The 18171-nt window shown below is 68.3% G+C and carries 17 protein-coding genes, 1 tRNA gene and 1 other RNA gene; 7 read left to right on the forward strand and 12 right to left on the reverse strand.

Going from position 1 to position 18171, the window contains the following annotated elements:
* The first annotated feature begins 39 nt into the window (after positions 1-39).
* An RNA gene (gene ffs, locus G328_RS16130) (signal recognition particle sRNA small type) lies at positions 40-136 on the forward strand.
* A 65-nt stretch (positions 137-201) separates the two neighbouring features.
* Here ffs and G328_RS0104745 read toward each other — a convergent pair.
* Together G328_RS0104745 and G328_RS0104750 are read right to left on the reverse strand one after the other, a co-directional pair.
* Positions 202-1158: a zinc-binding dehydrogenase gene (locus tag G328_RS0104745; protein ID WP_019618204.1), complete on the reverse strand. Its 957-nt coding sequence runs from the start codon at positions 1156-1158 to the stop codon at positions 202-204.
* A 148-nt stretch (positions 1159-1306) separates the two neighbouring features.
* Entirely contained in the window at positions 1307-2665 is a 1359-nt protein-coding gene (locus tag G328_RS0104750; protein ID WP_235619844.1) for a Na+/H+ antiporter family protein, read from the reverse strand.
* A gap of 94 nt (positions 2666-2759) precedes the next feature.
* Between G328_RS0104750 and G328_RS0104755 the strand changes: the two genes are divergently transcribed.
* Entirely contained in the window at positions 2760-3698 is a 939-nt protein-coding gene (locus tag G328_RS0104755; RefSeq protein ID WP_019618206.1) for a cation diffusion facilitator family transporter, read from the forward strand.
* A 19-nt stretch (positions 3699-3717) separates the two neighbouring features.
* Here the strand turns inward: G328_RS0104755 and G328_RS0104760 are convergent, their stop codons facing one another.
* On the reverse strand, positions 3718-4632 hold the full coding sequence (locus G328_RS0104760; protein WP_019618207.1) for a helix-turn-helix domain-containing protein: 915 nt from the start codon (positions 4630-4632) through the stop codon (positions 3718-3720).
* A 254-nt stretch (positions 4633-4886) separates the two neighbouring features.
* Between G328_RS0104760 and G328_RS0104765 the strand changes: the two genes are divergently transcribed.
* The gene (locus G328_RS0104765; RefSeq protein WP_019618208.1) at positions 4887-5297 is read left to right on the forward strand and encodes a cupin domain-containing protein; all 411 of its coding nucleotides are present in this window, start codon (positions 4887-4889) and stop codon (positions 5295-5297) included.
* Positions 5298-5405: 108 nt separating this feature from the next.
* Positions 5406-6116 carry a YceI family protein gene (locus G328_RS0104770; RefSeq protein ID WP_019618209.1) on the forward strand — a complete coding sequence of 237 codons (711 nt, stop codon included), beginning with the start codon at positions 5406-5408 and terminating at the stop codon, positions 6114-6116.
* Between the two features lie 96 nt (positions 6117-6212).
* Here G328_RS0104770 and G328_RS0104775 read toward each other — a convergent pair.
* The 6 genes from G328_RS0104775 to G328_RS0104800 all read right to left on the reverse strand — a co-directional run bounded on the left by G328_RS0104775 (position 6213) and on the right by G328_RS0104800 (position 11359).
* Positions 6213-6297: transfer RNA gene (locus G328_RS0104775), tRNA-Ser, on the reverse strand.
* A gap of 68 nt (positions 6298-6365) precedes the next feature.
* Entirely contained in the window at positions 6366-7238 is an 873-nt protein-coding gene (locus G328_RS16605) for a hypothetical protein (protein WP_026339652.1), read from the reverse strand.
* Between the two features lie 242 nt (positions 7239-7480).
* Positions 7481-8620, reverse strand: a complete 1140-nt coding sequence (locus tag G328_RS0104785) for a hypothetical protein (protein ID WP_026339653.1) — start codon at positions 8618-8620, stop codon at positions 7481-7483.
* Positions 8621-8960: 340 nt separating this feature from the next.
* Positions 8961-9350 carry a 50S ribosomal protein L7/L12 gene (gene rplL / locus G328_RS0104790; protein WP_019618210.1) on the reverse strand — a complete coding sequence of 130 codons (390 nt, stop codon included), beginning with the start codon at positions 9348-9350 and terminating at the stop codon, positions 8961-8963.
* Positions 9351-9395: 45 nt separating this feature from the next.
* Positions 9396-9914 (reverse strand): 50S ribosomal protein L10, encoded by a 519-nt coding sequence (rplJ, locus tag G328_RS0104795; protein WP_019618211.1) that lies wholly within the window; start codon positions 9912-9914, stop codon positions 9396-9398.
* 419 nt (positions 9915-10333) lie between these two features.
* Positions 10334-11359, reverse strand: a complete 1026-nt coding sequence (locus tag G328_RS0104800; RefSeq protein ID WP_019618212.1) for a carbon-nitrogen hydrolase family protein — start codon at positions 11357-11359, stop codon at positions 10334-10336.
* A 178-nt stretch (positions 11360-11537) separates the two neighbouring features.
* Between G328_RS0104800 and G328_RS16135 the strand changes: the two genes are divergently transcribed.
* A complete protein-coding gene (locus G328_RS16135) occupies positions 11538-12488 on the forward strand; it encodes an AraC-like ligand-binding domain-containing protein (RefSeq protein ID WP_019618213.1) in 951 nt (316 codons plus the stop codon).
* 81 nt (positions 12489-12569) lie between these two features.
* Positions 12570-13271, forward strand: coding sequence for an NAD(P)H-hydrate epimerase (locus tag G328_RS0104810; RefSeq protein WP_019618214.1), 702 nt, complete (start codon positions 12570-12572; stop codon positions 13269-13271).
* Between the two features lie 91 nt (positions 13272-13362).
* Here G328_RS0104810 and G328_RS14265 read toward each other — a convergent pair whose 3' ends face one another.
* Together G328_RS14265 and G328_RS14270 are read right to left on the reverse strand one after the other, a co-directional pair.
* A complete protein-coding gene (locus tag G328_RS14265; protein WP_019618215.1) occupies positions 13363-14172 on the reverse strand; it encodes a YqaJ viral recombinase family protein in 810 nt (269 codons plus the stop codon).
* Positions 14173-14417: 245 nt separating this feature from the next.
* Entirely contained in the window at positions 14418-15452 is a 1035-nt protein-coding gene (locus G328_RS14270; protein WP_019618216.1) for a 1-phosphofructokinase family hexose kinase, read from the reverse strand.
* A 103-nt stretch (positions 15453-15555) separates the two neighbouring features.
* Here G328_RS14270 and G328_RS0104825 point away from each other — a divergent pair, with 103 nt between their 5' ends.
* Complete coding sequence (locus tag G328_RS0104825) at positions 15556-16533, forward strand: NADP-dependent oxidoreductase (protein WP_026339654.1); 978 nt, start codon at positions 15556-15558, stop codon at positions 16531-16533.
* 111 nt (positions 16534-16644) lie between these two features.
* Here the strand turns inward: G328_RS0104825 and G328_RS0104830 are convergent, their stop codons facing one another.
* Complete coding sequence (locus tag G328_RS0104830) at positions 16645-18075, reverse strand: MFS transporter (RefSeq protein WP_019618218.1); 1431 nt, start codon at positions 18073-18075, stop codon at positions 16645-16647.
* Between the last annotated feature and the right edge of the window lie 96 nt (positions 18076-18171).

The raw sequence follows: 18171 nt of genomic DNA on the forward strand, positions 1-18171 counted from the left end.
CCGGTTCGACCGGGGCCGCGTGCGTCAGGTAAACTTGGGAGTGGCTCCCCGCGTGGCGCCACCCAGGCCAACTCCCCCAGGTCGGAAACGAAGCAAGGGTAACCAGGCTCTGGCGGGTGCGCGGGGGGTCTTTTCGTTTCCGTTGGCCGGAACGCGCGAAGGGGCAACGCGCCAGCGTCGCCCCTCCCTTCGTGCGCTTCCCTACGCGTCGTACGACGCGACAAAGCGGCCAACCACGCCGCCCGCTCGAAGCTGCTCGAGCGCATCCGGAATCTCCGCCGGGGTGATGCGGTTCACCGGTGGATTCAGCTGCCCCGACTTCATCAGTTCGTATAGGGCCTCAAGGTCTTCCTTCGTGCCCGACTTCGACCCGTAGACATTGAGCTGCTTGAGGATGATCGAGTACGTGTTGATCGTCGAGGTGTTCCGGCCCATCCCGACCTGCACGAACGTGCCGTGCTCGGCGAGGGTGTCGAGTGCCTCCGCCGTGGTGGTGCCGAAGCCGGCGTAGTCGACGATGACGTCGAGGTTCTTGTCGGCGAATTCGGTGATCGACTCCGCGACTCCCGCGAGCCCGATCTCGTCGGCGAGACCGCGTGCGCCCTCGCTGACGTCGGCGCCATAGACCTCGGCACCGAGGAGCACCGCGACGCGGGCCCCGATGTAGCCGAGCCCGCCGAGGCCGATCACGCCAACGCGCTTGCCCTTCGCTGCGCCACCGCGCGTCACCATCGCGTGGTACGACGTCAGCCCCGCATCGGTCGCCATCGCGCCGAGCTCGAACGAGACCTCGTCGGGCAGCTTCACGAGGTTCGCGTCGGTGGCGCGAATCTTCGGGCCGAAGCCGCCATCCCACTGGCCATAGCCAATCGCGTCGCCATCGGGCATCACCGGCGCAAGACCGACACGGTCGCCGACCTTCCAGTGCTCCATCCCCTCGCCAACCTCGCTGATGACGCCGGCGTTCTCGTGCCCAAGCGTCATCGGAAGTCGGGGAAAGAGCGGCTGCCAGCTGGCGTCGTCGAGCGCGCTCACATCGGAGTGGCAGACGCCCGCCGCACGCACGTCGACAACCACTTCGCCCGGGCCGGCCTTCGGCTCGTCGACTTCCTCGAGCTCAAGCGGCTTGTTCGTACCGTAGAACCGCCATGACTGCATAACTCCACACTCCCTGTACTCGGGCGCGGCTCCGCTGGACAACGGGCTGCTGCGCGCGGTTCGCGCCGTGTATTACCGACAGTAGTCGCTTAAGCGCGTGCGTTTGCATAATTTCGCCGTGAGCAAGATTGCCCGCGTGGCATCCCCGCTACAGCACCATCGCGCCGATCCAACCCGACGCGAGCAGCGGCAGGTTGTAGTGCAGGAACGTCGGGATCACCGAGTCGCGAATGTGATCGTGCTGCCCGTCGGCGTTCAGCCCCGCTGTCGGCCCGAGCGTCGAGTCTGACGCGGGCGAACCGGCATCGCCGAGCGCGCCGGCCGTGCCGATGATCGACACGGTCGCGAGCGGCGAGAACCCGAGCGCGAGGCAGAGCGGCACATAGATCGTCGTGATGATCGGGAGCGTCGAGAACGACGATCCAATGCCCATCGTCACGATGAGCCCGACGAGCAGCATCGCGAACGCCGCCACCGCGCGGTTGTCGCCGAACGCCTGCTGCACGACCTCGACCATCGGTGCGACGTCGCCCGTCGCATCCATGACCGCGGCGAACCCCTGCGCCGTGATCATGATGAAGCCAATGAGCGCCATCATGCGCATGCCCTGCGTGAACACGTCGTCGGCCTCGCGCCACTTCACGGCGCCCGTGAGCAGGAACACCGCGAGCCCGAGCAGCGAGCCGACGAGCAGCGCGTCGGCCTGCGAGCCGAGCGCCGTCATCGTGAGCTGCGTCGCGAAGCAAGCGACGATCGCGACGATCGACACCGCGACGCGGTACCGCGACGGGTGCTCCTCCTGCTCGACGTTCGCGCCGAGAATCGGCAGGTCGGCATACTCGCGCGGGCGGCGGTAGCTGAAGCACACGGCAATGACGAGGCCCGCGACCATGCCGAGCGCGGGGATGCCCATCGCATCCATGACGTTGATACCCGAGGTGTCGAGCCCAGCCTGCTCGATGTTGCCGAGCAGGATGTCTTCGAGGAAGATCTTGCCGAAGCCGAACGGCAGGTACATGTAGGTCGTCACGAGGCCGAACGTGAGCACGCACGCGACGAGGCGGCGGTCGAGGCGCAGGCTGTTCATGACCCCGAGCAGGGGCGGCACGAGCAGCGGGATGAACGCGATGTGCACCGGAATCAGGTTCTGGCTCATGATCGACATGCACAGCACGCCCGCGAGCATCGCGTACTTCGTGATCGTGACGGTGCGGGTCGAGGCGTTCGCACCCTCACCGTCGAGGCGGCGGATGAGCGCGTCGGCGAGTAGGCGCGGCAGGCCGGAGTTCGCAACCGCCATCGCGAAGGCGCCGAGCAGGGCGTAGCTCAGCGCAATCTTCGCGCCCGCGCCGAGGCCGTCTTGGAACGCGAGCATTGTGCCGTCGAGGCCGAGCCCGCCGACGAGGCCGCCGACCACGGCGCCAAGAAAGAGGGCAAGCACAACATGCACGCGGGCGAGGGAAAGCACGAGCATGACGGCCACGGCGATGACGACAGAATTCACCACGACAGCCTACGGGCCCGCAGGGGTCGGTTTCGCCATTCCCAAAACCGACATATGCACGTACGCTTATATAACGAGCTCGACCGGGAGGTGAAGGATGCACGACCACGCGCACGATCACGCGTCAGCCGCCGACGCGAGCACCGCATCCGGTCGCACCCGCCTGCGCATTGCATTCGGCATCACCGCGACGATTCTGCTCGCGCAGCTCGTCGGCGCGATTCTCACGAACTCGCTCGCGCTGCTCGTCGACACGGCGCACATGCTCACCGACGCCGCCGGCCTGCTGCTCGCGCTCATCGCCGCGCAGCTCATGGGCCGGCCCGCCACCACGACCCACACGTGGGGGCTGCGCCGCGCCGAGGTGCTCGCCGCCGCGGCCCAGGCGCTCGTGCTGCTCGCGGTCGGTGTCTACGCGATCATCACGGGTGTCGCCCGATTCTTCGCCCCGCCCGAGGTGCCCGGCGACAGCCTGCTCGTGTTCGGCATCATCGGACTCGCGGGCAACATCGCCTCGATCGCGGTGCTGCTCGGTTCGCGCAACGCGAACCTCAACCTGCGCGCCGCGTTCCTCGAGGTCGTCAATGACGCGCTCGGGTCGGTCGCGGTGATCATCAGCGCAATCGTTATTCGCACGACCGGATGGACGCCGATCGACACGCTCGCGGGTCTCCTCATCGCCGCGCTCATCGTGCCCCGCGCCGTCGTGATTCTGCGCCGCAGCGTGCGCGTCCTCATGGAGGCCGTGCCGGCGGGCCTCGACCTCGACGCGCTGCGCGACCACCTGCAAGGCAACCCGCACGTCGTGCGCGTGCACGACCTCCACGTCACGACGATCGGCACGGGGCTGCCCGTGCTCACGGCCCACCTCGAGGTGCACGACCGCTGCCTCGACTCGGCGCACTCGGCGACCGTACTGCGCGACCTGCAGGACTGCGTGCGCGAGCACTTCGAGGTGCGCATCGAACACTGCACGTTCCAGCTCGAGCCCCACGGATTCGCTGACCGCGGCGCCGTGTGCGACGATCACGTGTAGGCGGTTGCAGTGGGCAAAACTAGCCCTGCCGCTCCCGGCGCCACTTCGCGGGCGTCGTGCCGTACTCGCGGGCAAACGCGCGAATGAAGGTGTTCACGTCGGCGAACCCGGCGAGGTGCGCGACCGCCTCGACTGAGCGCGCCTGCGTGCCCGACTCGAGTAGCGCGGCCGCCTCCTGCAGGCGCCGCGTGCGCAGGAATGTCGACATGCGCACGCCCTCGCGCTCGAACAGCTTCTGGGCGTATCGCAGCGAGACGTGGGCGAGTGCCGCGGCGTCGGCGATCGTGAAGTCGGGGTCGCGGGCGTGCAGCAGCATGGCGCGGCGAACCGCAAGGAAGATCGTGTGGCCGCTCGTCTGCGCGACCTCGCGCTCGACGGGCCGGGTCGCCGAGCGCAGCAGCTCGACCGCGTTCTGGCCGAGCTCCTCCCGCACCCCGGAGTCGAGCGCCGCACCCTGTCGGCTCGCCTCGTCGGCGAGCGTCGTGAGCATCCGCAGCGCAGGGCTGTTCGCGGCGATCGGCCCCGTCGACGGTTCGGGAAGGATGCGATCGGCCGCCAGCACGGGGCGAGGGAGCACGAGCACGAGCGCCGTCGACGCCTCGGTGAACGTGAGCGAATAGGGCACGTCGGCGCGGTGCAGCGTCGCGCCGCCGGGCGTGAGTGTGCCCCGGCCGCCGCCCGATGCGACCGTGCAGCACCCCGTACGCTGCATGAGGAACAGCACGTCGTCGCGGCCATCGCGCGCGAGCGCCGGCGTGCGCACGACGTGCGACCGATCGGTGGCGCCCTGCGTCACCGCGACCCCGCGGCCAAGCTCGACACGGTCGACGCCGCCGTGAAACTCGTCGCCGGCCGAGTCGATCTCGAACTCGACGAAGGTCTCGGCGATCGTTTCGCGCCACCGCTCGATGTCGGCGACCAGGGTTGCGGTCATCGCCCAGCCTCCTTGCCCAGCGCCATTGCCGTCGTCGCGCGCATCCTCGCGCGTCGTATCCGGTGCACCGAGTATGCCTCGCCCCGCACGACGGCGGATGCGCAGTGCGCGAATCGTCGATTTGCCGGGCGCGGATCGCGGATTCCGGCGGCAAAGGCGTCCCTAGGCTCGCTTGCCAACCGGGTCGCACATCCGCCGCCCGGCCACGATCAGCGCAGATCGTTGCACAGATTCATGCAGCAAAGGAGCACCCCATGGCCGACACCACCACCGCGTATCTCCCCGCGATCGCGAACCCTGACAGCCTCGAGTTCGTCAGCTTCGACTACCCGAAGGCGAAGGGCGAGCCCGGCACGTCGACGTTCGGCGAGATCAGCATCGTGCGCGACACGAGCTACAACGGCAACCTGCTCGTCGTCGCGTTCTGGCGCGTCGAGCCAGCCGTGTCGCCGCTGTACGACATTCCGCTCGGCGATGAGTCGGGCTACGTCATTCGCGGCTCGGCGACAATCGAGCTGCTCGACACCGGAGAGACGCTCGAGCTTGCGGCGGGCGATCTCTACACGTTCCGCAAGAACACGCTCACGCGGTGGACGATTCACGAGCCATTCCTGAAGTTCGTCGTCGTGAACGACGGGCCCGCGGCGATGGGCGAGCCCGCATAGGAAGCTCATAGAATTCCCATAGGCGCACACGACGGCAGCCACCTACCTTCGAGCGGGAAGAGCCCACCCCAACCCTGCGGCCACGAGCCGCATCGAAGGAGTTCCCCCATGGCTGACGCCACACGCAAGCCCATCGGCCGCGGCACGAAGATCACCATCTGGGTGGTGAGCGCCCTCGCGGTGATCGCCGTCGCCGGTGCCCTGCTCGCGCCAACCATCTACCGCGCCGTGTTCGGCGGCAGCAGCGATGTCGCGGCGCCATCGATCTCCGAGACCGCCGAGGCCGGCACCGGCTCCGACGACGTCGCAGGAGAGTGGACCGTCGACAGCGGCTACGCAGGCTACCGCGTCGACGAGGTGCTGCAGGGCGAAGACGTCACCGTCGTCGGCCGCACCGAGGAGGTGTCGGGGTCGTTCACGATCGACGGCACGACCCTCTCGGCGGGCACCATCGAGGTCGACGTCACGTCGATCGCGACCGACAACTCGAACCGCGACGACTACTTCGCGAACGACGCGATGGAGGCGAGCACGTACCCCACCGCATCCTTCGAACTCGCCGAGGCGGCCGAGCTGCCCGACGACGTGACGAGCGGTGAGACCGTTTCGGTTGAGGTCACGGGCACGCTGACAATGCACGGCGTCTCGCAAGAGGTGACGGCCACCCTCGAGGTCGTCGTGAGCGGCGACACCGCACAGATCGTCGGCACCGTGCCCCTGACCTTCGCCGACTACGACGTCGAGGCGCCGAGCCTCGGGTTCGTCGAGGTCGAGGCGGATGGCCAGCTCGAGTTCAGCCTCGACGTCACGCAGTCGTAGGCACTCCGCCTCCACCCACCCCCGCGAACTGACGGCAATTTGCAGCATTTCCAGCGGAAATGCTGCAAATTGCCGTCAGTTCGCGAAATAGCGGAGCGGAGGATGCGGGATTCGAACCCGCGAGGGCTTGCACCCAACACGCTTTCCAAGCGTGCGCCATAGGCCACTAGGCGAATCCTCCAGCTGTGCCGGGCGAGCCAGGCACATCGGTCAATCATACAGACTCGCGCGACTGCGCGGCGACCGGGATCAGGCGCTGCGACGCCGAAGCAGCACGCCGCCGAGGGCAAGCAGCACTGCGGCGATCGCACCCACAACCACGAAGTTCACAGGGTTGCCAGTGTCGGCGAGATCGTCGGCGGCGACCTCATCGGTCTGGGTCGCGTACGAGACGTCACCACTCCCCGCAGCATCGTCGGATGCGGTGGTCGGGCGCGGCGTCGCGCTCGGCTTGAGCGAGGGACGTGGCTGCGACGAGTCACTACCGTTCGCCTGATCGCGCTTTCCGGGCTCAACTGGCACGACCTGCTCGCCTGGCTGGTCGCCACTGGCGTCGGGTGCCGAGGTCGGCATATCCGGCTCCTGCGGCAGGGGCAGTTCGTTGCCCGGCTCCTCGCGCACGGCGCCGTCGTCGTTCCCCTGGTCGGGGTCGGGCGCCGGCTGCTGCGTTTCGGTCGGTTCTGGGTCGGGCGTCGGCGAGGGATCCTCGGTCGGAGTCGGTTCCGGCTCATCGGTGGGCGTGGGCTCGGGCGTCTCGGTCGGCGTCGGCTCAGGCTCACCCGTGGGCGTGGGCTCGGGCGTCGGCGTGTTGCCCTGCGGCGGGGTCGTCGAGCTCTGGTTCGTCGAGCTCTGCAGGTCGTTCGAGAGGTCGCTGTTCGAGTCGTCGGTCACGGAGATGAGCTGCGCGTCGTCGCCAGACTCGCCCGTGCCAACCCAGGGTCCCGCGGCGCCAAGCTCCGCGTCGCCGGATTCGCTAATCGACGGCTCCACGTTCGAGAGCGGCTCACCGTCGACGGTCGCGAAGGCCGGGCCGCACAGCAGCGCACCAGATAGGAACAGGCCGAGCGCCGCGCCGGTCGCCGTGACGGCGACTGCGGGCATCCTGCGCTTCGAGGCGTTCATGCTGTTCCATTCCCGAATTCTCGGTTGTGCAAAGTTATCTAATTGAGATGTTAGTCGGAGTTGGCGGTTTGCACAGTGATCTGTGCGCTGTCATGCAAATATCCACCCGCCGAAGGAGCTCCGGGGTCGTCCGCAGGTATACCGCTTCCAGGTACGAAAATGCGGGCCGAGGGATCACTCCCCCGGCCCGCACTCTCAAGCTACGACACCGGATATTCCGGCGGTCGCGCCATCGTCAGGACTTAGGCCTGGCGGCGGCGAACAACCATCATCGTGGCGCCAGCGGCGACGAGCACAAGGCCGCCCGCGAGCGAGCCGAGCAGCGCAGCGTCGTCAGCACCGGTCACGGCGAGGGCGTCGTCGTTGCCCTTGTTGCCGTTGTCGTTGCCAGCGTCATCGTTGTTGTCGTCGGTGGCGGGGATGCTCTCCGAGGCGTCGGCCACGACGGTGAACGTCACGGTCGCGCTCACGTCACCCTGCACGGCGGTGATGGTGTAGTCACCGACGGGGAGGGTGCCGCTGTCGACGATGGGCTCGCCCGGGTCGCGCTCACCGTTGCCGTTGGTGTCTTCGTAGGTCTGGTACTCAACCGAGCTGGCAAAGCGGCCGTCCTCGTCAACCACGACGTCGAGCTCGGGATCGCCGACGGGCGAGAGCTGCACGGTCGCGCCCGAGGCGTCGGTGATCGTGATCAGGATGTCCTGGCCGGGGATCCAGTTCGCGCCGCCGTAAACGACACCACCGCGGGTCTCGCTCTCGGTGTAGGTCTCCTGCTCGGTGACGAGCGCGGGAGCCTCGACCTCTTCGGTCTCGCTCGGGGTGGGCGACTGGGTCGCCGTCTCGGTCGGAGCCGTGGTCTCGGTGGGCTCAGGCGTCTCGGTCGGCTCCGGGCTCTCCGTGGGCTTGGTCGGCTCCGGGGTCTCGGTCTCTTCGGGAGCGCCAACCGTGAAGTTCACGGTCACGACGTTGTCGCCCTCGGTGACCGTCAGGGTGTAGTCGCCGTCAGCGAATGCGCTGAAGTCGCTCCACTCGATCTCGCCAGCAGCGGTGCCGTCTTCTTCGACGACGTACTCGTTGCCGCCGGTCGGGGGCACATCGCCGTCAAACTCGGGCGAGGTCATCTGCACCGTGTAGGCGGCGCCAGGCGTGAGGCCGGCGACGGTCCACGGGAGGGTCTTGATGCCCGACTCGAGGTTCGCACCCTCGGTGGGGTCGACGAAGGCCGCAGCGGCCGTGGTCTCGGCCGGAGTGGTCTCGGCGGGAGCCGACTCGGTCGGCGTGGTGGTTGCGGCGAATGCCGGCGTCGCGATCGCGAACACGCCACCCGCGGTGAGCGCGGCGGCAGCGGCAGTGGCAGCAATGCGCTTGGTGAAAGCAGTCATCGTTGTCTCTTCTCGTTGAATAAGCGGTGTCGTTGCGCAGATTCTCAGGATTCCCCAACCCTGCACGTCGTCCACACTTTCACAGGGAGCACTCAGATGCAACGGTTTTGTAACAGAAAAGTCACCATCTGCACCTACGGGATGACCTTGCTTGATGTATATGCATGCATCCCGCCCGTCCGCTGCCGCGCATCCGCCCCTGCTGGCCAGCACATCCGCCCCTGCCCCGCGAACCACACCGCGCGGAAACGACCAACGCGGGCCGAGACGAATCTCGGCCCGCGTCGGGCTGCTGACACGAAGTCAGCGAAGCACTTCGAGCTGCTGACGCAGCGCGAAACTACTTGAGGGTGACGGTGGCGCCGGCGGCCTCGAGGGCCTCCTTGGCCTTCTCGGCGTCTTCCTTGCTCGCGCCCTCGAGGACGGGCTTCGGAGCGCCGTCGACGAGCGCCTTCGCGTCGCCAAGGCCGAGCGAGGTAAGACCACGCACCTCCTTGATGACCTGGATCTTCTTGTCGCCAGCAGCCTCGAGGATGACGTCGAACTCCGACTTCTCCTCCTCGGCGGGGGCGTCGCCACCGGCAGCCGGGGCGCCAGCGGCGGCAACGGCGACGGGGGCAGCAGCGGTGACGTCGAAGGTCTCCTCGAAGAGCTTGACGAAGTCGCTGAGCTCGATGAGGGTGAGCTCCTTGAACTGCTCGATGAGCTCTTCAGCGGTGAGCTTAGCCATGGGGTTTCTCCTTAGTTGTGATCTTGCCGCGATGTCCGGGATGGACTATTCCGCGGTCTCTTCCTGCTTTGCGCGCAGTGCGTCGACGGTACGAACCGCCTTCGACGCGGGCGCGGTGAACATGTACGCGGCACCGAACAGCGAGGCCTTGAACGCGCCGGCAAGCTTGCCGAGCAGCGTTTCGCGGGACTCGAGGTCGGCGAGCTTGTTGACCTCTTCCGGGCTGAGCGGCTTACCGTCGAAGTAGCCGCCCTTAATCACCAGGAGAGGGTTGTCCTTGGCAAAGTTGCGCAGTGCCTTCGCGGCGTCAACGACCTCGCCCGTCACGAACGCAATAGCGGTCGGACCGGTGAAGTAGTCGTCGAGCCCCTCGATACCGGCCTTGTTGGCCGCAATCTTGGCGAGCGTGTTCTTTGCCACGGCGTAGTTTGCGTTCTCACCGAGCGAACGGCGCAGATCCTTGAGCTGCGCAACGGTGAGACCGCGGTACTCAGTCAGCACGACGGCGCTCGAGCCCTGGAATCGCTCCACGAGCTCGGCGACGGTTGCGTCCTTGGTCGCCATGGTTCTCCTCTCGTCTGTACGCGAGACCTCGACGGATGTCGGGATCCCACCGCCGGCACGAAACACACGAAAAAACGCTCCGACGCAGATGTCGGAGCGCGGAACACGCGGCAAGATTGCACGCGGAGCAGTACTCGTTCACCTGCGCGGGTGGTCCATTCGGATCCTTCGTCTGGCTCCGGCCCGTGAGTTGCACTCAATGGGCACACGCCAAGCACCAGCGGTCTAAGGCTTCGTCAAGTGTAGCGGCACGCGAGGCGCGCGCGCAATAGCGTCTCTCGCGTTCGCCGCGAAGTGATGCGGGTTTCTGGGAGCGATGCGCGCGTGACCGCAGCGCTCCCAGAAACCCGCATCACTGGCCGAATCGACGGGCCCGCTCGCGCGGCCCGACAGCTCGCGCGGCCCGACGCATCCGCCCGCTATTCGGCGAGCGCCGCTTCTTCGTCGAGGGCATCGGCGAACGAGTCGACCGTGCCGCGCGAGCGGGGTGCCTGCGAGTCGGTCATGGGGATACGCGGGGTTCGGTTCACGACGAGTCGCGTCGCGTCGGGGCGCGAGTAGTGGCCGACCGGGTCGCCCGCGACCTTCGCGACCGCGATCGCGCCGAGGTCGAGGTCGGCGTAGACGAGGCCTTCCACATCGGGCGCGAGGCTCTCGTGGAGCTGCTGCCCGTCGGGTCCGTAGATGCGGGCGTAGCCTCCGCCCACCTTGAGCAGCGCGCGCTGCATCTCGGTTTCGCACATCTCGTCGACCATCACCTGCGACACCGTCGCGCACGGGGCGATGACAAACACCTGCCCCTCGACCGCGTAGGTGCGCGAGGCGGAGGTATTCACCTCGGGCCCGAGCGCATAGGCGCCGCCCTCGTACAGCGAGAAGCTCGGCCACGCGCCGATGTGCACCTGCTCGTGTTGCGCGTACATCGCGTACTTCGACAGGGGTTGGAAGTGTTCCCAGCAGCACAGCCCGCCGACGCGGCCGAGCTCGGTCTCGGCGACGACGAGGTCGGAACCGTCGCCCTCGCCATAGATCACCCGCTCGACGTGGGTCGGCTTCAGCTTGCGGCGCTGGGTAAGGGTGCGGCCGTCGGCACCGATCAGCCACTGCGAGATGTAGAGACTGCCGCCGCTGCGCTCGCTGATGCCCGCCGACACCATGATGTTGTGGTCGCGCGCCGCCTGCGAGAGCCGGTCGGCCTGCGGCGTGCCGTACTCGAGCGAGTTCTCGAAGTAGCGCTGCGCGTACTTCTGCATCCACACCGCCGGCACGTCGAGCCACGCGTACCAGGGATACCCCGGGAACCACACCTCCGGGAACGCGACGAGCGACGCGCCCGCGGCTGCCGCATCCGCGATGTACTCGATCGCCTTGTCGATCGTCGCCTCGAGGTCGAGGAACACCGGCGCCGCCTGCACGGCCGCCACCTTGAATGATTGCTGGGTCATGTCGCACTCCTTTGCACAACGCACTCCTGCCTGCTTCGGGCTCGTGCGGCCGACGCTACGGTCGCGGCCGCGGCGATGCTTGCCCCACCGCGTCAGGCGGCTTGCCCCGATGTCGCACCCCGCGTATCCGTGCCGCACCGCACAGCGGGCGTGGGGCCGGGCGATCGTAGAATCGGGCATGGCCAAGAAACTCACGACGGCAACGGTGCCGCGGCGCGAACGCCTCGCGTTCTGGAATCAGGCTGTCTCAGAAACCTTCGTCGACCTCGGCTGCGCGGCGGGCGCCGCCGGCGACACCATCGAGGGCGAAATCGACGTGCGCACCCTCGGCGGCCTGCAGGTGTCGACCGTGCGGGCGACGCCACAGCTCGTCACCCGCGGCCGCAGCGAAGTGGCCTCGTCCCGGCGCGACGACGGCGTGCTCGTCGGCGTGCAGACGCGCGGCCGGTGCGTCGTCACGCAGGACGGCCGCCGCGCCGAGATCACGCGCGGCGCGCTCGCCGCCTACGACACGCAGCGGCCGTATCAGCTCGATCTGACGGGGCAGCTCGGCCCTGCTCGCGATTTCGAGCAGGTCGTCGTGCAGTTTCCGCGCGCCCTGTTCGAGCGGATACGCGCGCCCGAGTCGGTCACGGCCCGCACGGTTGAGGGCGGGGCCGGTCGGGTGTTCCTTTCGGCGCTCGCGTCGCTGCGCGATCTCGACGACGACCTCGACCCGGCGGTCACCGCGTCGATGGCGCAGGGGCTCGAACATCTGCTGCTCGCCGCGCTTACGCCGCTCGACCGCGACGGCGGGTCGTCGCGACGCCGACTGATCGAGGCGCATCTCGAGGAGCATTTGCGTGACCAGACCCTCAGCGTCGCCTCGATCTCGCGGGCGCTGCACCTGTCGCCGAGCAGCATCCACCGTGCGTTCGCCGACGACGGCGAGACGCTCATGACCCGCGTGTGGAACCGCCGCCTCGACGGCGCCCACCGCGACCTCACGAGGGGCCCGACCGACGTCTCGTTCACGCAGCTCGCGCACGCGTGGGGCTTCGCGAGCTCGGCCCACTTCAGCCGCGCCTTCAAGGCCCGCTTCGGCACGCCGCCCTCCCAGCTGCGCGCATCCCCTTCTTCTCCCAGTTGAGTGGTCTGAAGTTGCTGTTTTGCGCGCTGAAAACAGCACTTTGGGGCCACTCAACTGTGGGAAGCGGGAGAGGATAGGCGGGTGAAGGTTGGTTATTCGGCGGCGCAGATCCGCCAGGCAGAAGGTCCCCTGCTCGAACGCGGCGTCGCCCTCATGCAGCGCGCGGCCCAGGCGCTCAGCGACCACATCGTGAGCGTGCTGCCCGACGCATCCACCGCCCGGGTCGTGCTGCTCGCCGGCTCGGGTGACAACGGCGGTGACGCCGCCTACGCCGCCTCGTATCTCGTGGCCGCCGGAGTGCGGGCCGAGGTAATCGCGGTCGCGGGCTCGTTGCATTCCGAGGCTGAGGAGGCCGCGCGGAATGCCGGCGCCGAGATCATCGCCGACGCCGACCCCGCCTCGGTCGCGGCGCGCATCCCCGGCGCCGACGTGGTCGTCGACGGAATCCTCGGCATCGCGAAGGGCGGCCGCGCCGCAGGCGGCGACCCGGCGCTGCGCGAGCCCGTGCGTTCGGTCGTCGTCGCAGTGAAGGGCGCGCTCGCCAAACTTCGCCCCGACCCGCTCGTGATCGCGGTCGACATCCCCTCGGGCATCGACCCCGACGACGGCAGCGTGCCCGACCCCGACGCCGTGCTGCGCGCTCACCTCACCGTGACGTTCATCGGCATGAAGGCCGGCCTGCTGCTCGACCCGGCAAAATCGCTCGCGGGCAAGGTGTGGCTCGAGCCGATCGGCGCGATGCAGGGACTGCTCGGCCTCACCCCGCCGGTGCAGCTCCCCTAGCCCATCCCCCTCATCCACCCCAGTTCGGTGGTCGAATGTTGCTGTTCTGAGCGCTCAGAACAGCAACATTCGACCACCGAACTGATAGGAGTTAGGCGAGGGCGAGGCGCTCGAGCACCTCGTTCGCGAGGCCGACGAGGCGCTCGATCTCGGCGTCGTCGCGCTCGATCCAGACGGCCCGCGGCTCCGCATCCTGCACCACGAAGTTGCGGTGCTGTTCCCACACAAACAGCGTGCGCTCGGCGCCAACAACGTACTGCTGCCAGTACACCTGCCGCAGGTAGTTGCGCGGAATCCGGGCCCACGACTTGTTCGTCGTCTTAATCTCGGCGAGCAGCACCTCATCGTCGCGCTGTGCAAGCCCGTCGGGCGTCGCGAGGTGCCGCGGGTTCTCGGCAGCACGAATAAGCAGCCCGCACGAGCCGATGCCGTGCTCGCCGAGCACCCACTTCTGAATCTCGGGCTCACGCTGCTTGCCGTACTCGGTGTACGCGTTGCCCGTGAAGCTGCCGCCGTAGAGCTTGTCGTTCACGACGGCGCGAACGGATGCGGGGGTCGCCAGCCGCGCGGCATCGGTCGCGGTGATGCCCCCCTTGCGTTGGCGCAGCCACTCGTCGCGATCGGAATCGGCACACACGACCCGCTCGGCGAGCGCGCCCTTCGGCTTCGGGTTGCGCAGTTCGTCGAGCAGCCCGGCCCGCCACACGGTGCCGTTCGCCGGCAGCACCGGCAGCCCCGCCGGAGTCGTCAGCGGCACCGCGAACGGCGCACGCGGGGTGATCGTCGCGGCATCGGCCGGCACGACCGGCACCGCGTCGGTCGCGGCGAGGGCGAGCGGAGAGTAGTCGTCGACCCGAGCTGCCGAGGTGACCTCGACGGGAGCGGGACGAAAAACAACCATGCGCCTATCCTGCCACCGACCGGCGACACGGCCGGGCTGCCCCGCCGCATCCGCGCCGACCGCATCCGCGCCATGCCCCGCCGTCTGACGCAGACCCACCGGATGCGCGGGCGAGTTGGACGAATTAGCCCACGATTCGGGGGTCGGGGGCAGCGGGCTGCGTCGAACCCCCAGAATCCGGGCTAGTTGGTCGAACTAGCCCAGATCCGCCGACCAAGGGGCCCGCAAAGCGAGCCCAGACCCACCTACGCCGACGGCGTCTCGAAGAACTTCGTGGGCTCCGAGAGCGGACGGTCGGGGTCGGGCCGCGTGATCTCGGCGGTCGGCATGCCGTCGAGCGAGTCGATGATCGTCGTCGGCACCGACACGGCCATGGCCCCGTACTCGACGGCGCGCGCGAGGCCGCGCTTAATCGCGAGCTGCGGCAGCTCGCCGAAGTTCGCCTGCCCGCCGCGCTGGCCGGGCCCCTGAATCGAGTGGCCCACGAACCCGGCGAGCGAGGCGTCGCCCGCACCCGTCGTGTTCACGACCTGCGGCGCCTTCGCGAGCCCCCACCACGCGTCATCGGCGGTGACGACCATCGCACCGTCGCCACCCATCGAGACGAGCACGACCTCGAGGTTCGCGCGCTCGATCACCTCGCGGGTCGCGTCGAGCACGTCGCCGACCGTCGCGAGGTGTCGCTTCACGAGCGTCGCCATCTCATCGGCGTTCGGCTTAATGCAGTCGACGAGCCCCGAGAGCGCCCACGTTTCGAGCGACGAGCCCGAGGTGTCGACGGCGATGCGGGTGCCGAGGCGCCGCGCCTCGGTGAACAGCCGCGTGAGGTCGATCTTCTCGTCGGTCTCGACGAGCTTCGGCACCGAGCCCGACACAACGAGCCAGTCGGCGTGCAGCGAGCGCACCTCCTGCAGCGTCATGTCGACGACGGCCTCCCAGTCGCGCTCCTGCAGCGGCACGGCCTTCTGGTTCACGTTCGTCGTCTCGCCCGAGGGCTCGAGAATCGCCGTGTTCACGCGCATCCGCCCCGGCACGGGCAGGATGCGCAGCACCTGCGGGTAAGGCGTGCGGAACAGCAAGTGCTCGTCTTCGCGCCCCACCGGCAGCACCGCCGACGTCGGCACACCCGCGACGCGCAGCGTGCGCGACACGTTGATTCCCTTGCCCGAGAGAAACTCTTGAATCTCGGTGGCGCGGTTCACCTTGCCGGTGTCGAAGCTCTCGACGAAGTAGGTGCGATCGATTACGGGGGCGGGCGTCAGCGAAACAACGGCGGGCATGGCGGCTCCTTTCGCAGCGGATACCTCAAGACCCTAGTCCGCAAACCTGACGCGTCGGGTGACGTCTCGGCGGCCGTTCCGCCGCGCGTGCGAAGCTTGGCGCATGACTGATCTGATGCGCGCAGTAGTGGTGAACGAATTCGGTGGCCCCGAGGTGCTCGAGGTCGGCGAGGTGCCGATGCCGAAGGCCCTGAACAGCGACACGCTCGTGCGGGTGCACGCGGCGGGGCTCAACCCGATCGACGCGAAGACCCGCTCGGGCAAAGGCATGGCGGGCGCGATCGACCGGATGCCCTGGGTTCCGGGCGGCGAGTTCGCCGGCGTCGTCGAGCGCGCCTCGTACGAGCTCGCGCCGTTCCAGCCGGGCGATGAGGTATACGGCATGCTGCTCACGCCGCGCTACCAGGGCGCGCACGGCGACTACGTGTCGGTGCCGTTCATGTCGCTCGCGCACAAGCCGAAGTCGCTCACGATGCTCGAGGCCGGCGGCGTGCCGCTCGCCTCGCTCACGGCCTGGGCCGCGGTGGTCGAGGCCGCGCGGGTGCACACGGGGCAGCGGATGCTCGTACACGGCGGCGCGGGCGGCGTCGGCCACTTCGCGGTGCAGCTCGCGGCGTTCTACGGGGCCGAGGTAATCACGACCGGGTCGGCGCGCAACCACGAGTGGCTCACCGATCTCGGCGCGACGCAGGTCATTGACTACACCACCGAGCGGTTCGAGGACTCGATCGAGGAGCCCGTCGACGTCGTCATCGACCTCATCGGCAACGTGCACGACAACACGGGCACGCGCTCGCTGAAGGTGCTGCGCGACGGCGGCACGATCATCAACGTGCCGACCGGCTCGTGGCCGACGATGCATGACGAGGTGGCCGCCGAAGGCCGCGACCTCACCGCATCCACCCTCAAACTGTCACCCGAGGGGCGCATCCTCGCGACGATCGCGCAGCTGTTCGACCAGGGCGACCTGCAGACGCACCTCGACGCGACGTATCCGCTCGCCGAGGCGCAGGCCGCGCACCGCAAGCTCGAGGAGGGCCACACGCGCGGCAAGATCGTGTTCGATCTCACGGCCGAGTAGCGACCGCGCCAGCACGAGGGCGGCCCCGCACCGAATTCGGTGTGGGGCCGCCCTGTTGGTTCGTCGCAGGATGCGCGCGAGGCGAACGCCGGGTCAGGCAAGCAGAGCCAGCTAGTGCTGCGTGCGCACGCCCTCGGGAATCGGGTCGCCCGTCTTCCAGGTCTCCCACTGGCCCGAGTGCTCCATGTCGTGGCCGAGCGGGATGCCGTGGCGGCCCTTGAGCAGAATCGAGCCGACGAGGCCGACGACCGACATGCCCGCGAGGTAGACCGCAGCCCAGTGCCACTGGCCCTGGTTCGCCTCGAAGGTCGCCTGCACGATGAGCGGGGCGAACGCACCACCGACGATCGCGCCGATCGCGTACGTGATCGAGACGCCCGAGAAGCGAACGGATGCGGGGAACACCTCCGCGTACCAGGCGCTGAGCGGGCCGTAGCAGAATCCGAGCGGAACACCGAGCAGGCACGTGCCGAGCACGAAGAAGATCGGGTTCTCGCCGCCCATGACGACGAGCGGGAACAGCGCCGCCGACGCGAAGATCATGAGGATGTAGCCGACGATGAACACGGGTTTCGCCCCGTACTTGTCGGCGATCCAGGCGCCGACGTAGGTCCAGATCGCCCACGAGATCGCCGCGAGGTTGAGGAACAGGCTCACCTGGCCACCATCCATGCCGACCATGCCGCCCGCCTCGAGCGGGGTTGCGGCGTACTTCTGCACGATGCCACCGACGAGCATGTAGCCGACCGCGTTGTCGCCCGCGAACACGAGGGCGGCGAAGATGACGATCACCCAGTACTTGCGGAACACGACCGCGATGGGGGCCGACTGGCTCTTCGCGAGCTTCGAGATCTGGCGGAACACGGGCGACTCTTCGACCGCGCGGCGAACGATGTAGCCGACGAGAATCAGCACGACCGAGAACAGGAACGCGATACGCCAACCGCCGTTGACGAAGCCCTCCTGGCCGAGCGTCATCTGCAGCACCGTGAGCATGCCGGTCGCGAGCAGCATGCCGAACGGCACGCCGAGCTGCGGCCACGCGCCCGCGCGGTTGCGGTTGCCCTCGGCGGCGGTCTCAACCGCCATCAGGGCGGCGCCGCCCCACTCGCCACCGGCCGAAATACCCTGCAGTACGCGGAGCAGCAGCAGGCCGATCGCACTGATCGCGGCGAGGTCGCCGGTCGGCAGCACACCGATGAGCGCGGTCGCGGTACCCATGAGAATGAGGGTCGCGATGAGCACGGGCTTGCGGCCGTACTTGTCGCCGAAGTGGCCGGCGAGGAACGCGCCGAGGGGGCGGAACAGGAACGACAGGCCGATCGACGCCATCGAGATGAGCGTCGGGCCCGCGGGCCCGAGCGCCTCGCCCATGGGCCCGAAGAACTGGGTGTTGAAGATCAGTGAGGCGGCGAACGCGTAGATGAAGAAGTCGTACCACTCCACGGTGGTGCCGACGATCGTCGCGGCGAGTACGCGTCGGCGTTCGCCCGGGCTGGTCTGTGGCAGAACGTCGATGTCTGCGGATGTCGGTGTCGACATGTCACGGCTCCATTGTCATGAGGATGCGGGGCCTCGGCCTCGCGTGAACGTCATTGTTCACTTGTGGGAGCCTAACCCATTACCGACCGCCGCTTC

Origin of the sequence: [Zimmermannella] faecalis ATCC 13722 (assembly GCF_000381765.1) — a bacterium.
Classification (GTDB): Bacteria; Actinomycetota; Actinomycetes; order Actinomycetales; family Microbacteriaceae; genus Gulosibacter; species Gulosibacter faecalis.